This is a genomic window from Candidatus Eisenbacteria bacterium (assembly GCA_035577985.1).
In the GTDB taxonomy this organism is placed as follows: Bacteria; Desulfobacterota; Binatia; order DP-6; family DP-6; genus DATJZY01.
In genome coordinates this window covers 31,432-50,203 of the sequence record DATJZY010000132.1, presented here as the reverse complement: position 1 = coordinate 50,203, position 18,772 = coordinate 31,432, and the positions used below count along the sequence as shown (strand labels likewise).

Here is an 18,772-nt window from a genome sequence, read left to right as displayed (position 1 = left end):
CTGGGCTTCGGGTTACGTCTCCCGATCGCATGTTCGAGCTGAGCTACACCGCCGAGGAGCAGGCGTTCCGGCGCGAGCTGCGGGCGTGGCTCGCGGCGAACCTGCCGAAGGAGCCGGTTCCCGACGACGAAGATGCGCGGCGCGTCTTCCAGCGCGCGTGGCAGAAGAGGCTCGCCGCCGCGGGCTACGTCGGCATCCACTGGCCGCGCGAGCACGGGGGCCGGGGCGCGTCGCTCAACGAGCAGGTCATCTTCACCGAAGAGATGGCACGCGTGCGGGCACCCGAGATCCTCGATGCCGTCGCCGTCAACATCGTGGGCTCGGTGCTCCTGCACGCCGGATCGCCCGAGCAGAAGCAGCGCTACCTGCCGAAGATCCTTCCGGCCGACGAGGTGTGGTGCCTCGGCTTCTCGGAGCCGAACGCGGGCTCGGACCTGGCGTCGCTGCGCTGTCGTGCCGTGCGCGACGGCGATCACTGGATCGTGAACGGCCAGAAAGTGTGGTCGTCCAAGGCCCACTTCGCCGACTGGCTGCTGCTCCTCGTGCGCACCGACCCCGACGTCGCCAAGCACAAGGGCATCACGTGCATGGTCGTCGACATGAAGGCGAAGGGCGTCACGTGGCGGCCGCTCGTGCAGCTCAGCGGCCGGCGCGAGTTCAACGAGGTGTTCCTGGAGGACGTGCGCGTCCCGGTCGCGAACACGATCGGGGAGATCAACGGCGGCTGGCCGCTCATCCGCGCGGCGCTCGCGCACGAGCGCGGGACGCTCTGGGCCTTCGACTTCAAGATCCGACTCCAGAACGGCTCGCTCGCGCTCGCCGACATGTACCGGCAGGCGAAAGCCGGCGCCGCCGGCCGCGGCGCGGACCTCGCCACGCTGCGCGAGCAGGTGGCGCAGGCCCACATCGAGTCCGAGGTGTTCGCCGCGCACACGCTCCGCATCCTGCCGAAGCTCGCCGGCGGCGACGCGGGCACGGACGCCGCGCTGCAGAAGCTCTTCGGCAGCGAGGTGCAGCAGCGCGCGTGCGAGCTCGCCATGCAGCTCGAAGGGTCCTACGCGCAGCTCGCCATCGGCGAGCGGCGCGGGATCGAGCAGGGCGAGTGGCAGGAGCGCTACCTCTACTCGCGCTCGATCACCATCTCGTCGGGGACGTCCGAGGTGTTGCGGAGCCTGCTCGCGCAGCAGGCGCTGGGGTTGCCGCGATGAAGCGCCGTCGCCTCGGACGCAGCGGGCTCGTCGTCTCCGAGATCTGCATGGGGACGATGACGTTCGGCTCGATGGCCGACGAGGCGGCGAGCCTCGCGATCCTGGATCGCGCCTTCGAGGCCGGCGTCGACTTCCTCGACGCGGCCGAGGTCTATCCCGTGCCGCCCGACGCGAAGTGGGTCGGCCGCACCGAGGAGATCGTCGGCAAGTGGCTGAAGCACCACCCGCGCGAGGCCGTCTTCGTCGCGACCAAGATCGCCGGACCGGCCGGCGGATGGTTCCAGGCGCCCGTTCGCGGCGGCAAGGGCGACCTCGACCGCCACTCGATCGCACACGCCGTCGACGCCTCGCTGCGCCGGCTCGGCACCGACTACATCGACCTCTACCAGACGCACTGGCCGAGCCGCGACGTCCCGATCGAGGAGACGCTCGAGGGGCTCGCGCGCGTCGTCGACGCCGGCAAGGTGCGCGTCGTCGGCTGCAGCAACGAGACGCCCTACGGCCTCACGAAGGCGCTGTGGGAGGCCGACGCCCACGGCCTGCCGCGCACCGAGACGATCCAGAACAACTTCAGCCTGCTCAATCGTCGCTTCGAGGACGCGCTCGCCGAGGTGTGCCGGCGCGAGCACGTGAGCTGCCTGCCCTACAGCCCGATCGCGGGCGGCGTGCTCTCCGGCAAGTACCAGGACGGCCGCTGGCCCGCCGGCGCGCGCTTCAGCGACTACCGGGAATCGAGCCCGCGCACGCAGGCGATGACCCGCCGCTTCGTGAACGAGAAGACGCTCGCCTCGACGGCGCGCTTCGCGGAGATCGCCCTCAAGGCGGGGATGTCGACGGTGACGCTCGCCGTCGCCTGGACGCTCACGCACGACTTCGTCGGCTCGACCATCGTCGGCGCGACGAGCCCGGACCAGCTTCCGGATCTCCTGCGCGGCGCCGAGGTCGAGCTCGCCGCCGACGTACGCAAGGCGTGCGATCAGGTGACGCGCGAGATCCTGTACCCGATGGGTTAGGCGACCGATGAGCGCGCGCCTGTGGGCCGCGGCCGCGCTCGCGGGCGCCGGCTTCGGCCTCGCGGTGTCGGTGGTCGAGGTGTGGCTGAACGCCCGCCGGATTCTCGTCCTCGGGATCCATCCGCCGCTCGGATTGCTCGCGACGGGTGCGGCCCTCGGCGGCGGGCTCGCCGTCGCCGTCGGCATCGTGACGGCCCCGGTGCGTGCGAAGGGAGCGGGCTGGCATTGGCTCACGATGACGGCCGTGTGGATCGCGATCCAGGAATACGCGGCCCCGGACGGAACGGCGGCGCGGATCCTCGCGTTCGCGCCGCCGATGGCCGCCCTCGCGCTCGGCGGGGGCGGCGCCCTCCTCGCGCGCCGCCGGCGCTGGCTTCCGGTCGTGCTCGGCGTCTTGCTGCTCGCCGCAGGGCTCGTGGCGCCCGAGGTGAGCGCGCGGCGCCGGGCGCCCGCCCTCGCGCCGGTCGCGCCGGGCGTCGCGCCGCCGGGAGCGCCGGACGTCGTCGTCGTCGTGCTCGACACCGTGCGTGCGGACCACGTGTCGGCATACGGCTACATGCGGCCGACGACGCCCAACTTCGACGCGCTCGCCGCCGGCGGCGCGCTCTTCCTCGACGCCGTCTCACCCGCCACCTGGTCGCTCCCGTCGCACGCCTCGCTCTTCACCGGGCGGTTCGTGTCGGCGCACGGCGCGCACGACGAGCATCCGTTCCTGGACGGTGGCACGCCGACGCTGGCGGAGACGCTCGCGCGCGACGGCTGGGACACGCGCTCGTTCACCGCCAACGCCTGGATCAGCGACAGCCTCGGCATGGTGCGCGGCTTCGCGTGGACCGACGAGGCGTGGCGCCGCGGGGACGCCGCGCGGCCCTTCCTGGCGACGTACCGGCTGCTCGATCGCCTCGGGTGGGACGGCGGCGACAAGGGCGGCGCCGCCGTGACGACGACCTTCGAGGACTGGCTCGCCGCACGACCGAAGGACGGCCGGCCTGCGTTCGCGTTCCTCGACTTCGTCGAAGCGCAGCTCCCGTATCACCAGCTTCCACCCGACTACCTCTCGCGCTTCACGACGCGCCCGCGCCGCGAGCTGCGCGGCCTGTCGTCCCAGCTCCTGATGGCGCAGTTCGGCGGCGACCTGCCGGCGGGGCGCGACGCCGCCGAGCTGGCGGCGGCGATGTACGACGCCGGCGTCGCCTATGCGGACCACCTCCTCGGACGGGTCGTGGACGCGCTCCGCAACCGCGGGACGCTCGATCACACCATCGTCGTCGTGCTCGCCGACCACGGCGAGCTGCTGGGCGACCACGGCGAGTTCGGCCACGGCCACTCGCTCTACGAGCAGGCGCTGCACGTGCCGCTCGCGATCCGCTATCCGCCGCGTATTCCGGCCGGCGTCCGCATCGCGACCCCGGTGTCGACGGTCGGTGTCTACGCGACTGTCCTCGACCTGGCCGGGCTCCCGCCCGTCCCCTCGACGCAGGTGGGCTCGCTCATGTCCGTGATCCGGGGCGGACCGCACGAAGGCCCCGTGCTCTCCGAGCAGTATGCGGCCATGCCGGGAAGCGCGCGCGAGGGCGACGACGATCCGCTCCTGCGCAGGAGCGCGCGCTCGCGCGCGTATCGCGTCGGGCGCCACAAGCTGATCGAGGCGCGGCCGGGCGGGATCTATCTCTTCGACCTCGACGCCGATCCGAAGGAAGAGGAGGATCTGTCGATGCGCGACCGCCTCGCGGTGGGACGGATGCGCGACGAGGTGGACGTCTGGACCGAGAAGCTGGGCTTGCCGGACCTCGCCGCCGCGGGGACGAAGGCCGTCGATCCCGCGGCGCACGGCTCCGCCGAGTAGCGTCTTCAGGGCTCGAGCTCGAGCCACCAGCGCGACGGGTCGACCGTCACGGCGTCGAACGGCTCGGCTCGCAGCGGAGCGGCTCCACCGTAGTTGCCGGCGACGATCCAGCGCTCGCCCTCGAGCCGGTAGACCTCGAGCGTGCGCGCGATCGGGTCGACGATCCAGAGATGCACGACACCGTGGCGCGCGTAGATCGCCATCTTTCGACCGCGGTCGAGGACGGCGGTCGTCGGCGAGACGACCTCGCACACCCAGTCGGGCGACTGCGTAAAGGCGGTGACGTTCGGCATCCTCGGCATGTGCTCGCGGCGCCACGCCGCCAGGTCCGGGACGAGCACGTTGGCATCGAGGTGCAGCTCGGGCTCGAAGAGGATCCACCAGCCACCGGGCTTGCCGGCAGGCGAAGCCGGGCCGTCGAAGCCGTCGCCCAGCATCATGCCGATGGTCGTCGCGGCTCGCGCATGCGGGGACGCCGGCCGCGGGCTCACGAAGAGGTCGCCCTCGATCAGCTCCGCGACCTTCGTGTCGGGTACCGCTTCGAGGTCTTCGTACGTGGCGTAGCGCTTCGCGAGCGGCACGGATCGGCATCTACCACGGCGGCGGCCAGGCGACCACGGCTCTTCGACGCCCTCGGCGCGAATACTCCGGAGCTATCCGCCGGTGACGTCTCGGGCACGCGCCGTGAGATCGACCGGCAGGCCGCGACACGGCGAGCCGCTCACGTGCTCGTAACGGACGACGTGGAAATCCCGATCGAGCGCGATGAGCGTCGCCGACACCGTACCGTACTCCTCGCCGTCGTGGCAGAGGCCGTCCTCGGCCCCGTGGCCGTGGTCGGCGAGGAGCGCGAAGCCGGGCGCCGCGCCATCGAGGAGCGCCGCCGCCCGCCGCACGCGTGGCGACGGCCGCCCGAACGCCTCGTTGTCGATCACGTGCGAGCCGGGCCAGAGCGGCGTCGTGTAGGTCGGCCGGCCGGCACCCTCGTGCGTGACGACGCGCGCGCCGGTGCGGTCGACGACGAGGAGGTTGAACGAATTGTACGGCGTCAGATCGGCCGGCAGTGGGCCCGCCAGCGCCGCCAGCGGCAGCGCGCCGCGCGACGGCGCCGCGGGATCGCGCGGCCCCGAGCGGACGTTCGTGAGCGCCGCGATGCCGGCGGGCGATACCGCGAGCCACGTGCCGCCGGCCGTCCGGTCGCGGCCCGCGAAGACGCGCGGCGCGATCTCCATCGGGTCGTCGGCGAGCCGCCCGCGGAACTCGTCCCGATTCGCCGCGACGACCACGAGCGGGTCGCCGGCCGGATCGTAGCGGACGAGGATCGTGCACATCAGGCGCCGTGCACCGCGGGCAGGACCTCGCCGATCAGGCGCTCGGTCTGCTCGATCATCTCCGCGTCGCCGAACGCGACCGGCCGGAGCACGAATTTCGAGATGCCGGCGGCCTTGAACTCTTCGATGCGCGCGAGGATCTCGGCGGCACCGCCGACGGCGGCGTGCCGCCGCGGATCGCTCGTCTTCGCGAGCGCCGAGAGGATGCGCGCCGTCTTCTGGACGATGGGGTCGTCCCAGGTGCCGAAACGGAAGCCGAACGCCGCGCCGAAGTGATCGGGGTCGATCGGACGTCCCGCGGCGGCCGACGCCTCCTTGATGCCGGCGACGATCGGCGCCACCTGCTCGGGCGATTCGACGCCGCCGAGCCAGCCCGTGCCGAGCTTCGCCGTGCGCCGGATCGCGGCCCCGCTCCGCCCGCCGATCCAGAGCGGCAGCGGTCGTTGCACGGGTAGCGGCGCGATCTGCACGTCGCGGTAGCGGTAGTGCTGGCCCTCGAAGGTGACGCGCTCCCCCATCCACAGGCGCGCCATGATCTCGAGCGCCTCGTCGACCTGCTTGCCGCGGCCGTCGGGCGAGCGGCCCGTCGCCTGCCACTCGGGCGCGATGTCGGGCCCGACGCCGAAGGCCGGGAGCAGCCGTCCGTTCGAGAGGTAGTCGATCGTGGCGCACTCGCGGGCCAGCACGAGCGGGTCGCGGAACGTGACGACGGTGACGTTCATGCCGAACTTGAGGCGCTCGGTCGCGCCCGCGAGCGCGGCCATGGCGGTCATCGACTCGAGCTGGGGGATCGGCGAGACGAGGCGATCGGTCTGCCAGATCGAGTCCACGCTCGAGTCCTCGCAGCGCTCGATCCAGCGCCAGAAGCCGCGCGCGTCCGAGAACGGGAAGTTCGCGATGCCGAGTCCGACGCGGACCTTCATCGGGACGGCGATAGCCGACCGTGACGGTTGGGTCGAATGCTACTCGGGGAGGTCGACCGGCGGGCGCAGCGGCAGGATCGGCGGCCCGCCTTCGGCGCTCGCGCCGCCGCCGAGGACGCCGGCGGCCGCGCACAGGTCCGCGAACGACTCCTCGACGGCGCGCACGAAGTCGGCGAGGTCGGGCATCAGGTCCCAGTCCCCCGTGAAGCCCCAGCAGAGCTTGCCGGCGTAGCTGAAGAGGACGATGCCGAGCCCCAGGTAGTCCGTCAGCGGGAGCTGCCCGTAGTTGTCGAGCATGCGCGCGCCCAGGAGGTAGAGGGGCACCTGTGGTCCGGGCACGTTCGTCACGACGAGGTTGAACGGCAGCGCCCGCATGGCCATGCGCGAGCCGAGCGAGAGGAGGGTCGACGGCGTCCATGCCACCGCCTGCGTGAGGAGGTCGGCGCCGAGCGCCTGCTTCGAGGACTTGAGGCGCGAGGTCTCCTGTTGGATCAGCTCGAGGCGCCTGCGCGGGTCACGCTCGGCGATCGGGAGATTGATGATCCACGCCGACACGCGGTTCCCGAGCGTGCCGCGCTCGCCCGACGTGCGTACGCTGACGGGCGCCATGACGCGGAACTCGAGGTCGTCGACGCTCACCCGGCGCTCCTCCAGGAACTGCTGCACGGCCCCCGCGACGGTGGCGAGGACGACGTCGTTCAGCGAGCCGCCGAGCCGGTTCTTCACCGCCTTCACGTCGGCGACGTTCATGGCAAGCCAGTCGTGGCGGCGGTGCGGGCCGATCGGCTTGTTGAGCGGCGTATCCGAGCAGCGGCGCAGCCCGAGGCTCACGGTGTCGCGGACCGCGCGCAGCATGGAGCGGATGTTCGAGCGGGGATCCTCGGCTTCCGCGATCACGCGGCGGATGCCCGTGACGGTCTCGAACGGCAGCCGCGCACGGCGGATGGTCTCCGTCTGCACGAGCTCCCAGCGGTTCGGGATCCGCCGCGGCACCCAGCGGGGCGGCGCCTCGATCTCGGTCGTCGGCCGCGGCGTGAGCAGCACCTCGAGCAGGTCGACGCTCGACATGCCGTCGATCATGCAGTGGTGGACCTTGGTGATCATGGCGAAGCGGTCGCCGCCCTCGAGTCCCTCGACGATCCACATCTCCCAGAGGGGCTTCGAGCGATCGAGCTGCTGCGACATGATGCGGCCCGAGAGGCGCTTCAGCTGCCGGTCGTCCCCGGGGCGAGGCAGCCCGGTGTGCCGCACGTGGTAGTCGATGTTGAAGTGCTGGTCGTCGACCCAGGCGGGATGCCCGTCGATCGGCATGTTGTAGAGCACCTGGCGGTAGCGCGGAATGCGGTGCAGGCGCGACGCGACGTAGGCGCGGATGCGCTCGACGTCGATGCCGCCGTCGGCCGTGCGCAGCGGCCCCGCCTCGTAGGTGGCGGTGCCGCCGATGTGCATGTGGTTCGTCGGGCTCTCGGCGATGAGGAACGAGTTGTCGAGAAAGCCGAGGCGCTCGTACGCGGCGGTCGCCATGTTCCCTCCGGCGCTGACGGGTTTCGGACGCCGTACACCCGCCGCGGGCGCCCTGTAAAGGCGTGGGCCGAGGCGCGCGATTGCCGCTCGCGTCACCGGTGCGACGCTCGGCCGGCCGCGGCGCCTCGTCCGGCGGTGTACAAAATTGGCATTCGCATTGCACTCGGCCGCGTGCCCTTCACTTCGGACTATACGGCAGGTGCGACAGCCGATCTGACCATGATCGAGACGACGCGCGCGCGGGAGCTCTTCCGCGCCGCGAGCCGCTTCGTCATCTCGATCGCGCTTCTCGCGGCCTTCGTCTACTGCGCGCGCACCGCCTGGACGGTCCTCGACGACCTGGGGCGAGTGTCGCTCGCCGACGTGGCGCACGCGGCGCACGTCGTCACGGTGCGCGATGCCATCCTGTGCGTGGTCGGGTGGCGGATCGGCCGCGAGCTCCTGGTCGCGATCGTGCGCTCGCGCCGCGAAGCGTAGCCGCGCTACGCGGGGGTGGGCCGCGCGATCGGCGCGAACGGCCACCACGACGAGCTCGCCGGAACGTACGGCCGCCACGCGCCTTCGGGCTGCGACAACCGATCGGCGATCGCGAGCAGCACCGTCGGGTGGTGCCCCATGCCGCAGTGGCTGCTCTGCACGCCGAGGTTCTCGGCGCGCGGCGATTCCTCGTCGAGACAGCTCTCCCACGCGACGATGCCGTCCGTCTCGCTGTAGAACGAGGTGACCGGAACCCGGAGCGGCGCGCGCAGGCGGTCGCGCGGGACCGACGGGTTGCCGGCCGGACGCGGGCCGAAGCCGAGCCGCGCGAGCCGCGCCACGTTGGTCGCGAGCGGATCGCGGAACGGGCTCGCGAGCGTGATCACCAGACGGACCTCGTCGGGGAACGCCCGCGCCAGCTCGCGCGCGTAGATGCCACCGAGGCTCCAGCCGACGACGCTCACGGCGCGTCCGTGACGTTCGTGCAGCGCGTGCAGACGCTCGACGAGGCCGCTGATCGTCTCCGGCTTCGGGCCGAGGTTCCGGCCGAGGCGCGAGGCGTGCGCATGGTAGCCCCGGTCGCGCAGGAACCAGCGCAGCGCGCGGGTCGAGCGATCGTCGGCGAGATAGCCGGGCAGGACGAGGACCGGGTGACCGTCGCCGCGCGGCGCGCTGCTGAGAGCGGGGAGGGCGGGGAGGAGCGCCGCCAGCTCGAACCAGGCACGCCCCTCCAGGGCGAGGAGCAGCGGGGAGGGCGCGGCGAGTGGCGCGGACGGCACGCGAAGAGAATCGCACCGGGGACGCTCGAGTCAAGGCGGCCGGAGGCTCGAGGCGGCTTCCCAACGGGCCGGGCTTCAGGGAGCAGCGCACTCACCGTACGCCACGAGCGTCACCTTGTGATCGGTCACCGTGAGCATCGCGTCGCCCGATTCGTCTTCGACGACCAGCACCAGGCTACGATCACCGTGGCTTGCGCGCGCCGTGGTCTTCCCACCCTCGCTCGCCAGCGACGCGAGCGGGGTCGCGGCACGGCCGAACTCGCGGTCGAGCCCAGTGAGCGTCTTCTTGTCGCGATCGACGCGCAAGAGGTCCGGCACGCCGACGGCCTCGGACGTCACCTCCGTACAGTCGCCGGCGGAGCAGTCGAAGACATCGACGATCGCGCACACGAGCGGTCCCGCGGCCCGGGCGGCAGCGGGCGCGGCGAGGAACGCGAGCGCGGGCAGGACGATTGCAAGATCTCGCATCGGGAATCCCCTCGTCATCTACTTCACCGTGTAGCCGCGGCCTTCCATGCACGCGGCGAAGGCGCGGTTGTACTGCCGGCGCGCGGACGCATAGGCGCTCGCTTCCCGCCTCTCCCACTCACGGCGCTCCTGACTGGCCTGGGCATTCCCGCCGGCAGCGCTCATCCCGCCGAGGAGACCGCCTGTCGCGGCACCGATCTTCGCGCCCTTACCGGCCTTGCCCCCGGCGATCGCCCCACCCATCGCACCCACGCCCGCTCCCAGGGCACCGCCGGTGACCGCGCCGCCGATCACGCTGCTGCCACGCTGCGGAGGCGGTGGCGTCCTCGGCGTCGGTGGCGCCATCGGATCGAAGCCACTCTGCCCCTTGGCCCAGCCGTAGCACTGGAACTTGTCCTTCTCCTGCTGCTGCGCATTCTGGCCCTTACCCGGGTAGATGAACTGCTCCTGGCCGTGGGCGGGCGCGGCTAGGAGCAACCCCACGACGATCCAGCCACTTCGCATGCGCATCCTCCCTGAGAAAAACCCGGCGCTGTCCGTACCCTGCGATCCACCGAGTGGTCAATGGCACCCGGAGACGCTCACGCCGCGGTGGGCTCGACACGCCGCCCGCGGTGCGACCGATAGGTCCGGTCGCGCCAGTCGCGCAGCGGCTCGGACGCGTGCTTCCTCGGCCTCGTTCCAGTGGTACTTCGTGGCGAAGTGGTCGGCGAGCGCCTGCACGTTCATCGCCTTGAAGCGACCGATCATCACCAGGCGCGCGGCGGGTGCCAGCAGAGGGTCGGCATGGGAACCGGCGATCAGCTCGGAAACCGGCCCTGCGCGCGGAACCGCTCGATGAACGGCGCGTAGTCCGTCGGCTGTTGCGGGGTTTGCAGCCGCTCGTTCGAGAGCACGACCCACGGCAGCGCGCTCCGCGTCCAGATGTCCCCCACCGGCTCGACCCAGCTCGTGTCGTCGAGGGTGCCGCTGCGCACGCTGAGGACGCCTCCGCCGGGAATCTGCCCGTGGGCGATCCGGCTACCGCAATCGCCGCAGAACCACCCGAAGCGCCGATTGCCGGCGTCCGACGTCCACTCGAAGACGCGCGGCTCGCCTCGGGTGAACGCGAAGCTCGATTCCAGGACCGTCGCCGGCGTGGAGAAGGCGCCGCCCCCGATGGTCCGACAATTGGTGCAGTGGCAGTTGTAGACCATCAACGGCGGCTGCGTGATCGCGTACCGCAGCGCTCCGCATTGGCAGCCGCCGACGAGGGGAAGTGCAACCATGGCTGGCCTCCTCGTGCCTGCCTAGCGTGGGCTCGCTGCTGCCTCAAGAGATGCGCCGCCAATCGGTCGACGTCGCGGTCTCGCGATCGGCACGCACCAGCACGCGCGACACGATCGTGATGCGGGCAGCGATCGGCCCCTCGCTGCGTCGACCGTGTGGTCAGTGGACACGACGCCCTCAGGATGCGAGGAGAGCGTCATGCTCGACGCGGCATCGAAGGAGCAGTTCGCGCGGCACGGATTCGTCCGGCTGCCGAAGTTCCTGTCCGCGCAGGAGACGGCGGACCTCGTCCGCTGGACCGACGAGATCACCGCCTGGCCCGAGACGCCCGGCAAGTGGATGCGCTACTACGAGAAGCGTCCGGGCGGCGACGGGAAGATGCTCGCCCGCATCGAGAACTTCGTGCCCTACCACGCGGGGCTCGCGACCGTTCTCACCAAGGGGCGCATCCTCGAGGTCCTCGCGGAGTGCTGCGGCGAGCCGGTCGTCCTCTTCAAGGACAAGATCAACTTCAAGTATCCGGGCGGCGCCGCCTTCACGCCGCATCAGGACGCGCCCGCCTACGTCAACTTCGGCGTGCGCCACCACCTGACGCTCATGGTGCCGGTCGATCCCTTCACGCTCGACAACGGGTGCCTCGTGATGGCGCTCGATGCGTGCGAGCGGAAGATCCTCCCGCAGAATCCCGACGGGACGGTTCGCGCCGACGTGCTCGAGCGCCTCGTGTCGACGCCGCTTCTCGCCGAGCCGGGCGACGTCATCGTGTTCGACGCCTGGGTGCCGCACTGGTCCGGACGCAACGACTCGCAAACCTCGCGGCGCACCTACTACATGACCTTCAACCCCGCTTCGGCCGGCGACCACCGCGCGGACTACTACGCGCGAAAGCGCGAGCTCTTCCCGCCCGAGTACGAACGCCGACCCGGCGTCGACTACGCGAAGCTCGGCGCGCAGTTCAATCTCGCGAACCCGTTCGAGTGAGGGCGGGCCACGCGACCGCCTCGCCGCGCGGGCGCGATTGAGGTCGATTGCCCGGCCGCGATAGAACCCCGGGCCGCATGTCCGTCGTTCGCCGCGCCGACCTCGTTGCCGATCAGCTCGCGCGCCCGCCCTGGGGTCGCCACGGCTTTGCGCCCGACGATCCGCCCGTGCGGGTGGGCGCGACCGGCTCGGGCGACGACCTCTTGCTCCTCGGGTGGACGGCGACGCAGCTCGCGGCCGAGGTCGACGCCGGTGCGCGTCTCTTGCGCAGCTTCGGCATCGCGCCGGGGATGCGGGTCGCGAACACGCTGCCCGGCGCGCTCGTGACGCCCGGCGCGCTCCTCGTCGGCGACGTCATCGAAGCCATCGGCGCGCTCGACGTTCCGCTCGGGACGATCGAAAGTGAAGCTGCGGCCAAGCCCGCCTGGGAGCTCTTCGATCGCGTCCAGGCCACCGTGCTGATCGCGGAGCCGGGCGCGGCGACGACCGCCCTCTTCGCCGCGGCACCACCCGCGGAACGGCCGTGGTGGAAGGGGATCGTGTGGCTCTCCCGCGGCAGGCCGGCTGCGCCGGTACCGCCGCCGCCCGGATTCGGTGGGTGGCAGCGGACGTGGCTCGCCGTCGCGGAGGCGACGAGCTTCGTCGCCGGCTCGTGCGCGAAGGGCTGCTTCCACGTCCTCGATGGTGTTGCGACGGACGTCGAGGCCGGCGAGATCGTCGTCGGAGCGCGGCGGTACGCTAGCGGGCTCCGCGCGCGGGTCGTCGAGCATTGCGAGTGCGGGAGCGGCGCGGGACTCGTGCTGTAGGGCGCTGTCGGTGCCGCGAGGTCGGGTGCAAGGCTTCGGCTTCGGCTCCGCCACGCGGGAAAACATTCGGCTCGTCTCGGCCCCATGTTTCGTCGCGCCGCTTCGCAGGCGCCTCCGCCTTGCACCCGACCTCGCGACGCCGCAGGGCGCTGCGCGTGACGCTAGCGGTCGACGGCCGGCAGGTGGATCTGTTCGGCGCGGCGTTCGATGGTGGCGGCGCGGGCGAGCACGTAGCGCGAGGGTCGTGCGGCGCTCCAGCGAAGGGGATTGGGGAGCGTCGCCGCCAGGAGCGCGGCTTGGTGGGAGTCGAGGGCGGAGGCGGGGACGCCGAAGGCGGCGTGCGATGCGGCTTCGGCGCCGTAGAGACCCGGGCCCCATTCGATGACGTTCAAGTACACCTCGAGGATGCGTTGCTTGCTCCACATGAGCTCCATGAGATACGCGAGGCCGACCTCGAGCGCCTTGCGTACGTAGCTCTTGCCTTGCCAGAGAAAGAGGTTGCGCGAGCACTGCATGGTGATCGTGCTGCCGCCGCGGCGCGGCTCGTCGCCGTGCTTCGCGTTGTAGTCGCGGGCGCGCCGGATGGCGTCCCAGTCGACGCCGCCGTGCTCGAAGAAGCGGGCATCCTCCGACGCGACGACCGCGCGCACGAGGCGCGGCGAGATGCGGTCCAGGTCGGCCCACCGCTTCGTCACGCCGGACGCGAACGCATTCCGGATCATGAGCGGCGTCACCGGGGGATCGACGAACTTGAAGAGGACGACCGCGCCGAGCGTCGCGACGACGATCGCGGCCGCGAGCCGAGTCGTCCACAGGACCAGGATGCGAAGCGAGCTCTCCAGGCCAGGCCGGTCGTAGCATGCTCGCGTCGCGCCGCAACCCGCGGGACGTCAGGCGGCGCGCCGCAGGGGATCGAGCGAGCCGGGTGCGTCGCGTCTCGGCAGACCGAGCAGCCCGCCGATGGTCTCGTGCGCCGCGGCCGCGAGCTGGCGTCGCGTCCGGCCGCGCGGGTCGATCGGCGAGCCGAAGGCGACCTCGACCTCGAGCCCGCGCGTCCCGACGATCCGGGCGAGCGACTGCGCGAACGTGGTGTCGCCCACGAAGGCGGGCGCCTCGGTGCGCTGGCGGTCGCAGCCGAGATAGCGCACCGCCACCGGTTGCACCGGGACACCGGCGTCGATCGCCGCCTGGAAGAACGCCGGGTAGAAGCGGAGGAGCTCGGCGCCGAGGGTCGTCGTCCCCTCCGGGAACACGACCACCGAATCGCCGGCGGCGAGCGCCGCCGCGACCCGCCGGACGACGCGCGCGGCGTCGCGGCAGCTCGTGCGGACGAGGAAGAAGGTGTCGAAGCCGCGCGCGATCGTGCCGAGGATCGGCCAGCGCCGCGTCTCCGACTTGGCCACGAATCGCGCCGTGACGATGGCCCCGATCGCCTGCACGTCGACCCAGGAGACGTGGTTGGCGACGATGAGGCTCGGCCGGTGCGCCAGCGGCCGCTCGCCGCGGATCCGGGCCGTGAGCCCGAGGTCGCGCAGCGTCCGCGCCGCGAGGCGTCGCGAGAGGTGGCGCCGCCGGACGGGGTCGAGTCGCGGGGCGACCACCCGGGCGGCGAACCACGTCCGGACGAACGCGGCGAGCGCGGTGGCGAGACGTCCGATCATGCGGCGCGCAGGAAGTGCTGCCGGAAGCGCTGGCGCATGCGCGACATCGGCAGGAGGAGCAGGATGTCGGCCGTGCCGAACTCGCGGTCCCATGCGGGCGGGCCGCACATCCACGCTCCCATGCGGAGATAGCCGCGCACGAGCGGCGGGAGCACGGCATCCGTGTCGCAGTCGAGCTCGCCGATCGGCAGCGGGTGGTGCGGTCGCACGCGCCAGGCGGGCGGCCCCAGATGCTCGCGGGCGAGGCGGGTGTAGAGGCTCGCCGCGCCGTGGCCGCCGTCGGCGACCGGGACGCTGGCGCATCCGATCACGTGCTCGTAGCCCGCGCCGTGGATGTGGCGCGCGAGCGACGACCACAGGAAGGAGAGCACGGCGCCGTCGCGATAGCGCGGGTGGACGCAGGCGCGCCCGAGCTCGACGAGGCCGGGAAGGTCGCGCAGAGCACCCAGCTCGAACTCGGTCTCGGAGTAGAAGCCGCCCGCCTTCGCCGCCTGCGCGGCCGACAGGATGCGGTAGGTCCCGACCACCTCGCCGTCCACCACGTCGCGCACCAGTAGGTGGTCGCAGTAGGCGTCGAAGCGGTCTTCGTCTACGCCGACCGCCGGGAGCTGCGCCCCGAGCTCCTGTGAGAAGACGCGCCAGCGCAGGCGCTGGGCCGCCCGGACGTCGGCGGCCGTGCTGGCGAGGTACGATTGCAGCCGGAAGCGACGAGCGCGTGATGTCATACACACAGGGTCGGTTCTCTTCGAGAGGAAGTCGAGCGAAATCGATGGCGTGATCATGCTAGTTCGATGGCGAGTCCGTGACGCCGCGCCAGGTGCGCAAGCATCGGCGCAGTTGCGTGACCGCCGATCGACGCCGATGTGACGGCGCGATGACCCTTGTCAGACCGCAACCAGGCAGTGTAGCTCGCGGGCATGGCCGACACTCGCAAGACGCCCCATGGGCTCGCGTTCGCACCCACCAAGGTCGGCGTTCTCATCGATCTCGACATGGGAACGAAAGAGGACTTTCTCGCCTGCCTGCGGTTCACGTTCGACGAGGCGCTGGAAAGCGGCACGATCCTGCGGCCGGTGGAGCTTCTCGTGAAGGAGGCCATCGGCCTGCCGCGTCTGGAGGCGAAGAACACGATCGACGGCTACCTGGAGCTCGTGAGCCAGGGCGTCCTGTGCACGATCGGTCCGCTCATCACCGACAACTCGATCGCGCTCGCGCCCGTGATCGACCGCGCCGCCGTGCCCGCGATCACGTGGACCGGCACCGATCGCTACTTCGGCGAGTACTGCTTCAACCTGGGCAACGGCGGGCTCGCGGAAGAAGCCGCGATCATGGCGACGTGGATCGGCCGCAGCGGCTTCAAGACCGTCGGTATGATCCACGAGATCAGCCCCGGCGGCGTCGAGTACGCGACGAACTTCCGCTACTACTGCGCCAAGGAGAAGCTCGACATTCTCATCGAGGCGTACACGACGCAGATCCCGGACGATCTCGAAGGCGTGTTGCGCAAAATCCGCGACCAGAAGCCCGACTGCCTCGCCTACCTCGGCTACGGCTACCCGACCATCCTCATGGCTCCCATGTTCAAGAACCTCGGCTGGAACCCGCCACGCGTCATGACGACGGCCTTCCAGTTCTGTTACGCCAAGCCCGAATGGATGACGGCGCTCGAAGGATGGGTGGGCGTCGATCAGATGTGCGAGGCGAACCCGCTGCTCAAGCCGCTCTTCGACCGCGTCGCGGCGAAGACGGGCAAGCGGCGCGACCACACGGTGACGGCGCTCACGTACGATACGGCGCGCCTCGTCTCCGAGGGGCTCGCCCGCGCGAACGTGCTCACGCCGAAGGGCGTGAAGGAGGGGCTGGAGAAGGTGCGCATGCTTCCGGCCGCGAACGGCGGCCCGCGCACGCACATGAGCCTCGGCCCCTACGACCACAAGGCCTACAAGGGCGACTGGCTGCTGCTGCGACGGATCGAGCGCGGCCGGACGGTGTTCGTCGACTTCCACGACCCGGCCGGCGGGTCGCTCAGGCGATAGATCAGGCTGGCTTCGCTGGCGGCGGCGTAGGCTGCGCGTCGGCGGGACGTGCGCGCGCGTCGCGCTGCACGACGGGAATCGCCACGCCGGCCTCGCGCAGGGCGCCATAGATGGCCACCCCGAGCCGGCTCGTGACGATGGTCGCCAGATCGTAGCTGCTCGTCCACGCCTGGACGACGAAGTTGAGGGTCGTGTCGCCGAAGCCGAGGAAGAGGGCCTGCGGCGCGGGTTGGCGCAGGACGTCTTCCTGCGCGGTCGCGACCCGCTGGAGGATCGCCAGGATCGCCGTCGGCTCGTTGCCGTACGCGACGCCGATGCGCACCTCGACGCGGCGCTGGCTCGCGGAGAACGTCCAGTTGGTCACGCGATCGGAGATCAGCGAGGCGTTCGGCACGATCACCTCCGCGCCGTCGAAGGTCGCGATGGTGCTCGAGCGGATGCCGATGCGGCTCACCCATCCGCTGACGCCGCCGAACTCGATCACGTCGCCGAGGCGGATCGGTCGCTCGACGAGCAGGATCAGACCCGAGACGAAGTTGTTGACGACGTTCTGCAGGCCGAAGCCGATCCCGACGCCGAACGCGCCAGCGAGGATCGTGATCCGGCCGAGATCGAGGCCGGCGGCCGACAGGGCCAGCAGGAAGCCGATCAGCAGGACGGTGTAGTTGGCTGCGGCCGAGATCGCGCTCGGGACGCCGCGCGGTAGATCCATGTGCGGCAGGACGTCGTCCTCGAGGACGAACCGCACCAGACGTGCCACGATCATCGACAGCCAGATGGTGACGGCGAGGGCGATCAGGTCGCTCGCCGCGAACGAGAGCGCACCGATCTCGAGCCTTGCCGCGAGGATCCCCCGTCCGGCGGCGACGACCGGAGACAGGAAGCCGGTGAGATCGAGTGTGCCGAACACCCAGCCGATCGCAGTCGCGAGCCGGATCCCTCCGACGAGATGGCGTTGGAGGACGGGCGCGTGGTTCGCGATCGCCTTGATCGCGATCGACCCCGGCGCGTGGAGCGCCGCGACCACGAGCGCGGTGAGCACGCGCCGGATCTCGACCACGAGCAGCGCCAGGTAGGCCGATCCCACGACGGCCCGGCTGGTAACCAGCGCGAGTGTCACGTTGCCGATGAGGTTGGACACGAGGGAGACCGCCAGCAGCATCGCGACCACGCGGCTGCCGTAGAGGAGCCCCCGCTGGCGCAACGGGGAGAGCTGCAGCTCGGCGACCTGGGTCGGACGCACGGCCCAGAGGACCCAGCACACGATCGACAGGTTCTCGAAGGCGAGGAGGAGGCGCGCCTCCGCAGAGCCGATGGGGAGGGCGCGCCGCACGAGCACCAGGGCGAAGAGCGCCGCGGTGAGGGGAACGAGCGTGCGCAGCCTGCCGTGCAGGCGGTCGTAGAGCAGGCAGAGGAGGGGAGCCAAGGCCAGAAGGGCGGACACTTCGCCCACCACGAGTGGAACCGTCCCGATGGTGAACGATCGCACGACCATCCCCAGGATGAGCACGGAGGAGTACGGACGCGCGGCGATGACGTGCACCGGGGCCAGCGCAGGGTCGTCTGCGGGCCACGCGCGCGATCTGCGGCGCACCGCGAGCATCATCGCCAGCAGCAGCGCCAGAGTCGTGAGCTCGAATGCGATGCGACCGCGTTGGGCGCGCATGGTGACGACGAGCTGCGCGCCGACGCGCTGCCCGGTCCGGGCGAGTGTTTTCGCGACCGGCTCCGTCCCGGACTCCGTGCCCAGCACGGTCCACAACGGCGGCTCGTCGGCCGTGAGCAGGTCCGCGTGCAGGCGGGCCGCGGCCGCCTGCACCGCCGCCATCCCGTCGACGACCGTGCCCTGCAGAGCGCCGATCTGGCTGCCGAGCGTGACGAGGCGGTCGCGTTGGTCCTTCGCGCGTCCTTGCATCTGTCTGATGGCGGTGCGCACGCTTCCGATCTCGTGGATGACGGCGTCGGGAAGCTTCTCCTGCGCAGCCGACGTCGCGGTGCGCCCCCAGATCTCGTCGAGCTCGCGCAAGCGCGCGAGGCCGATCTCGAAGCCCTGGGTGCGCTTCGCGATCGTCTCGCCCCACGCGGCGAGCTGATCGCGCGCGATCTCCCACTGTCGCTGGACGTCCTCGAGCTCCCGTGGCGCGACGTCGATCAGGTTCTCGAGCGGGTGGGCGGTGAGCTCGAGGAGATCCTGGCGCAGCCGCGGAAGCTTCTGCTCGATCTCCATCTGCTCCGGGGTCGGCGTGAGGCGCGTCTCCCATTCGCGCAGCTCGGCGTTCGTCCGCTCGATCTGCGCCGGAAGATCGGACGGTGCGATCGCCGTGAGCGGGAGGGTCGTCGACGTCGGGGCAACCGGGACCGTCGGGGCGTCCTGCGCACACACGCCGCGGGCCACGAGGGCCAGCGCGAGTGCGAATCGAAGCCGTCCGAGCTGCATCGCCCGCGAGTGG

The 18,772-nt window shown here is 71.3% G+C and carries 20 protein-coding genes; 7 read left to right on the top strand and 13 right to left on the bottom strand.

Annotation, left to right across the window (positions count from 1 at the left end):
• Positions 1–29: 29 nt before the first annotated feature.
• The 3 genes from VMS22_19350 to VMS22_19340 are packed head-to-tail and all read left to right on the top strand — an operon-like array spanning position 30 to position 4,067.
• Entirely contained in the window at positions 30–1,208 is a 1,179-nt protein-coding gene (locus VMS22_19350; GenBank protein HXJ36194.1) for an acyl-CoA dehydrogenase family protein, read from the top strand.
• On the top strand, positions 1,205–2,221 hold the full coding sequence (locus VMS22_19345; GenBank protein ID HXJ36193.1) for an aldo/keto reductase: 1,017 nt from the start codon (positions 1,205–1,207) through the stop codon (positions 2,219–2,221). The genes VMS22_19350 and VMS22_19345 overlap by 4 nt, the downstream gene beginning before the upstream one ends.
• A gap of 7 nt (positions 2,222–2,228) precedes the next feature.
• Complete coding sequence (locus VMS22_19340) at positions 2,229–4,067, top strand: sulfatase (protein ID HXJ36192.1); 1,839 nt, start codon at positions 2,229–2,231, stop codon at positions 4,065–4,067.
• Positions 4,068–4,072: 5 nt separating this feature from the next.
• Here VMS22_19340 and VMS22_19335 read toward each other — a convergent pair whose 3' ends face one another.
• The 4 genes from VMS22_19335 to VMS22_19320 form a co-directional block, all read right to left on the bottom strand.
• Entirely contained in the window at positions 4,073–4,648 is a 576-nt protein-coding gene (locus VMS22_19335) for a Uma2 family endonuclease (GenBank protein HXJ36191.1), read from the bottom strand.
• A gap of 72 nt (positions 4,649–4,720) precedes the next feature.
• Positions 4,721–5,398 (bottom strand): NRDE family protein, encoded by a 678-nt coding sequence (locus VMS22_19330; protein HXJ36190.1) that lies wholly within the window; start codon positions 5,396–5,398, stop codon positions 4,721–4,723.
• A complete protein-coding gene (locus VMS22_19325) occupies positions 5,398–6,321 on the bottom strand; it encodes an LLM class flavin-dependent oxidoreductase (GenBank protein ID HXJ36189.1) in 924 nt (307 codons plus the stop codon). Before VMS22_19325 ends, VMS22_19330 begins: the two co-directional genes overlap by 1 nt.
• Positions 6,322–6,360: 39 nt before the next feature.
• Positions 6,361–7,845: a wax ester/triacylglycerol synthase family O-acyltransferase gene (locus VMS22_19320; GenBank protein ID HXJ36188.1), complete on the bottom strand. Its 1,485-nt coding sequence runs from the start codon at positions 7,843–7,845 to the stop codon at positions 6,361–6,363.
• A 219-nt stretch (positions 7,846–8,064) separates the two neighbouring features.
• On the opposite strand from VMS22_19320, the gene VMS22_19315 reads away from it, so the two are divergent.
• Entirely contained in the window at positions 8,065–8,322 is a 258-nt protein-coding gene (locus VMS22_19315) for a hypothetical protein (protein ID HXJ36187.1), read from the top strand.
• A gap of 5 nt (positions 8,323–8,327) precedes the next feature.
• On the opposite strand, the gene VMS22_19310 is transcribed toward VMS22_19315, so the two are convergent.
• From VMS22_19310 to VMS22_19290, 5 genes are all read right to left on the bottom strand, one after another.
• Entirely contained in the window at positions 8,328–9,101 is a 774-nt protein-coding gene (locus tag VMS22_19310) for an alpha/beta fold hydrolase (protein HXJ36186.1), read from the bottom strand.
• 75 nt (positions 9,102–9,176) lie between these two features.
• The gene (locus VMS22_19305; protein HXJ36185.1) at positions 9,177–9,569 is read right to left on the bottom strand and encodes a hypothetical protein; all 393 of its coding nucleotides are present in this window, start codon (positions 9,567–9,569) and stop codon (positions 9,177–9,179) included.
• An 18-nt stretch (positions 9,570–9,587) separates the two neighbouring features.
• On the bottom strand, positions 9,588–10,073 hold the full coding sequence (locus VMS22_19300; GenBank protein ID HXJ36184.1) for a hypothetical protein: 486 nt from the start codon (positions 10,071–10,073) through the stop codon (positions 9,588–9,590).
• A 57-nt stretch (positions 10,074–10,130) separates the two neighbouring features.
• Positions 10,131–10,319, bottom strand: coding sequence for a hypothetical protein (locus tag VMS22_19295; protein HXJ36183.1), 189 nt, complete (start codon positions 10,317–10,319; stop codon positions 10,131–10,133).
• A gap of 50 nt (positions 10,320–10,369) precedes the next feature.
• Positions 10,370–10,837, bottom strand: a complete 468-nt coding sequence (locus tag VMS22_19290; protein ID HXJ36182.1) for a GFA family protein — start codon at positions 10,835–10,837, stop codon at positions 10,370–10,372.
• A 199-nt stretch (positions 10,838–11,036) separates the two neighbouring features.
• Between VMS22_19290 and VMS22_19285 the strand changes: the two genes are divergently transcribed.
• Positions 11,037–11,819 carry a phytanoyl-CoA dioxygenase family protein gene (locus VMS22_19285; protein ID HXJ36181.1) on the top strand — a complete coding sequence of 261 codons (783 nt, stop codon included), beginning with the start codon at positions 11,037–11,039 and terminating at the stop codon, positions 11,817–11,819.
• Between the two features lie 77 nt (positions 11,820–11,896).
• A complete protein-coding gene (locus VMS22_19280) occupies positions 11,897–12,625 on the top strand; it encodes a hypothetical protein (protein HXJ36180.1) in 729 nt (242 codons plus the stop codon).
• A gap of 161 nt (positions 12,626–12,786) precedes the next feature.
• On the opposite strand, the gene mtgA is transcribed toward VMS22_19280, so the two are convergent.
• From mtgA to VMS22_19265, 3 genes are all read right to left on the bottom strand, one after another.
• On the bottom strand, positions 12,787–13,440 hold the full coding sequence (gene mtgA / locus VMS22_19275; GenBank protein ID HXJ36179.1) for a monofunctional biosynthetic peptidoglycan transglycosylase: 654 nt from the start codon (positions 13,438–13,440) through the stop codon (positions 12,787–12,789).
• A 75-nt stretch (positions 13,441–13,515) separates the two neighbouring features.
• Positions 13,516–14,286, bottom strand: a complete 771-nt coding sequence (locus tag VMS22_19270) for a lysophospholipid acyltransferase family protein (protein HXJ36178.1) — start codon at positions 14,284–14,286, stop codon at positions 13,516–13,518.
• A complete protein-coding gene (locus tag VMS22_19265) occupies positions 14,283–15,011 on the bottom strand; it encodes a GNAT family N-acyltransferase (protein HXJ36177.1) in 729 nt (242 codons plus the stop codon). Before VMS22_19265 ends, VMS22_19270 begins: the two co-directional genes overlap by 4 nt.
• A 192-nt stretch (positions 15,012–15,203) precedes the next feature.
• Here VMS22_19265 and VMS22_19260 point away from each other — a divergent pair, with 192 nt between their 5' ends.
• A complete protein-coding gene (locus VMS22_19260; GenBank protein ID HXJ36176.1) occupies positions 15,204–16,322 on the top strand; it encodes an ABC transporter substrate-binding protein in 1,119 nt (372 codons plus the stop codon).
• A gap of 1 nt (position 16,323) precedes the next feature.
• Here the strand turns inward: VMS22_19260 and VMS22_19255 are convergent, their stop codons facing one another.
• Entirely contained in the window at positions 16,324–18,759 is a 2,436-nt protein-coding gene (locus VMS22_19255) for a mechanosensitive ion channel domain-containing protein (protein HXJ36175.1), read from the bottom strand.
• Between the last annotated feature and the right edge of the window lie 13 nt (positions 18,760–18,772).

Coding starts and splice junctions, on each gene's coding strand:
- VMS22_19295 (HXJ36183.1), bottom strand. CDS start 10,319: ATGATCGGTCGCTTCAAGGCGATGAACGTGCAGGCGCTCGCCGACCAC.
- VMS22_19270 (HXJ36178.1), bottom strand. CDS start 14,286: ATGATCGGACGTCTCGCCACCGCGCTCGCCGCGTTCGTCCGGACGTGG.
- VMS22_19280 (HXJ36180.1), top strand. CDS start 11,897: ATGTCCGTCGTTCGCCGCGCCGACCTCGTTGCCGATCAGCTCGCGCGC.
- VMS22_19350 (HXJ36194.1), top strand. CDS start 30: ATGTTCGAGCTGAGCTACACCGCCGAGGAGCAGGCGTTCCGGCGCGAG.
- VMS22_19290 (HXJ36182.1), bottom strand. CDS start 10,837: ATGGTTGCACTTCCCCTCGTCGGCGGCTGCCAATGCGGAGCGCTGCGG.
- VMS22_19300 (HXJ36184.1), bottom strand. CDS start 10,073: ATGCGAAGTGGCTGGATCGTCGTGGGGTTGCTCCTAGCCGCGCCCGCC.
- VMS22_19305 (HXJ36185.1), bottom strand. CDS start 9,569: ATGCGAGATCTTGCAATCGTCCTGCCCGCGCTCGCGTTCCTCGCCGCG.
- VMS22_19265 (HXJ36177.1), bottom strand. CDS start 15,011: ATGACATCACGCGCTCGTCGCTTCCGGCTGCAATCGTACCTCGCCAGC.
- VMS22_19325 (HXJ36189.1), bottom strand. CDS start 6,321: ATGAAGGTCCGCGTCGGACTCGGCATCGCGAACTTCCCGTTCTCGGAC.
- VMS22_19345 (HXJ36193.1), top strand. CDS start 1,205: ATGAAGCGCCGTCGCCTCGGACGCAGCGGGCTCGTCGTCTCCGAGATC.
- VMS22_19330 (HXJ36190.1), bottom strand. CDS start 5,398: ATGTGCACGATCCTCGTCCGCTACGATCCGGCCGGCGACCCGCTCGTG.
- VMS22_19315 (HXJ36187.1), top strand. CDS start 8,065: ATGATCGAGACGACGCGCGCGCGGGAGCTCTTCCGCGCCGCGAGCCGC.
- VMS22_19260 (HXJ36176.1), top strand. CDS start 15,204: ATGGCCGACACTCGCAAGACGCCCCATGGGCTCGCGTTCGCACCCACC.
- VMS22_19340 (HXJ36192.1), top strand. CDS start 2,229: ATGAGCGCGCGCCTGTGGGCCGCGGCCGCGCTCGCGGGCGCCGGCTTC.
- VMS22_19255 (HXJ36175.1), bottom strand. CDS start 18,759: ATGCAGCTCGGACGGCTTCGATTCGCACTCGCGCTGGCCCTCGTGGCC.
- VMS22_19285 (HXJ36181.1), top strand. CDS start 11,037: ATGCTCGACGCGGCATCGAAGGAGCAGTTCGCGCGGCACGGATTCGTC.
- VMS22_19320 (HXJ36188.1), bottom strand. CDS start 7,845: ATGGCGACCGCCGCGTACGAGCGCCTCGGCTTTCTCGACAACTCGTTC.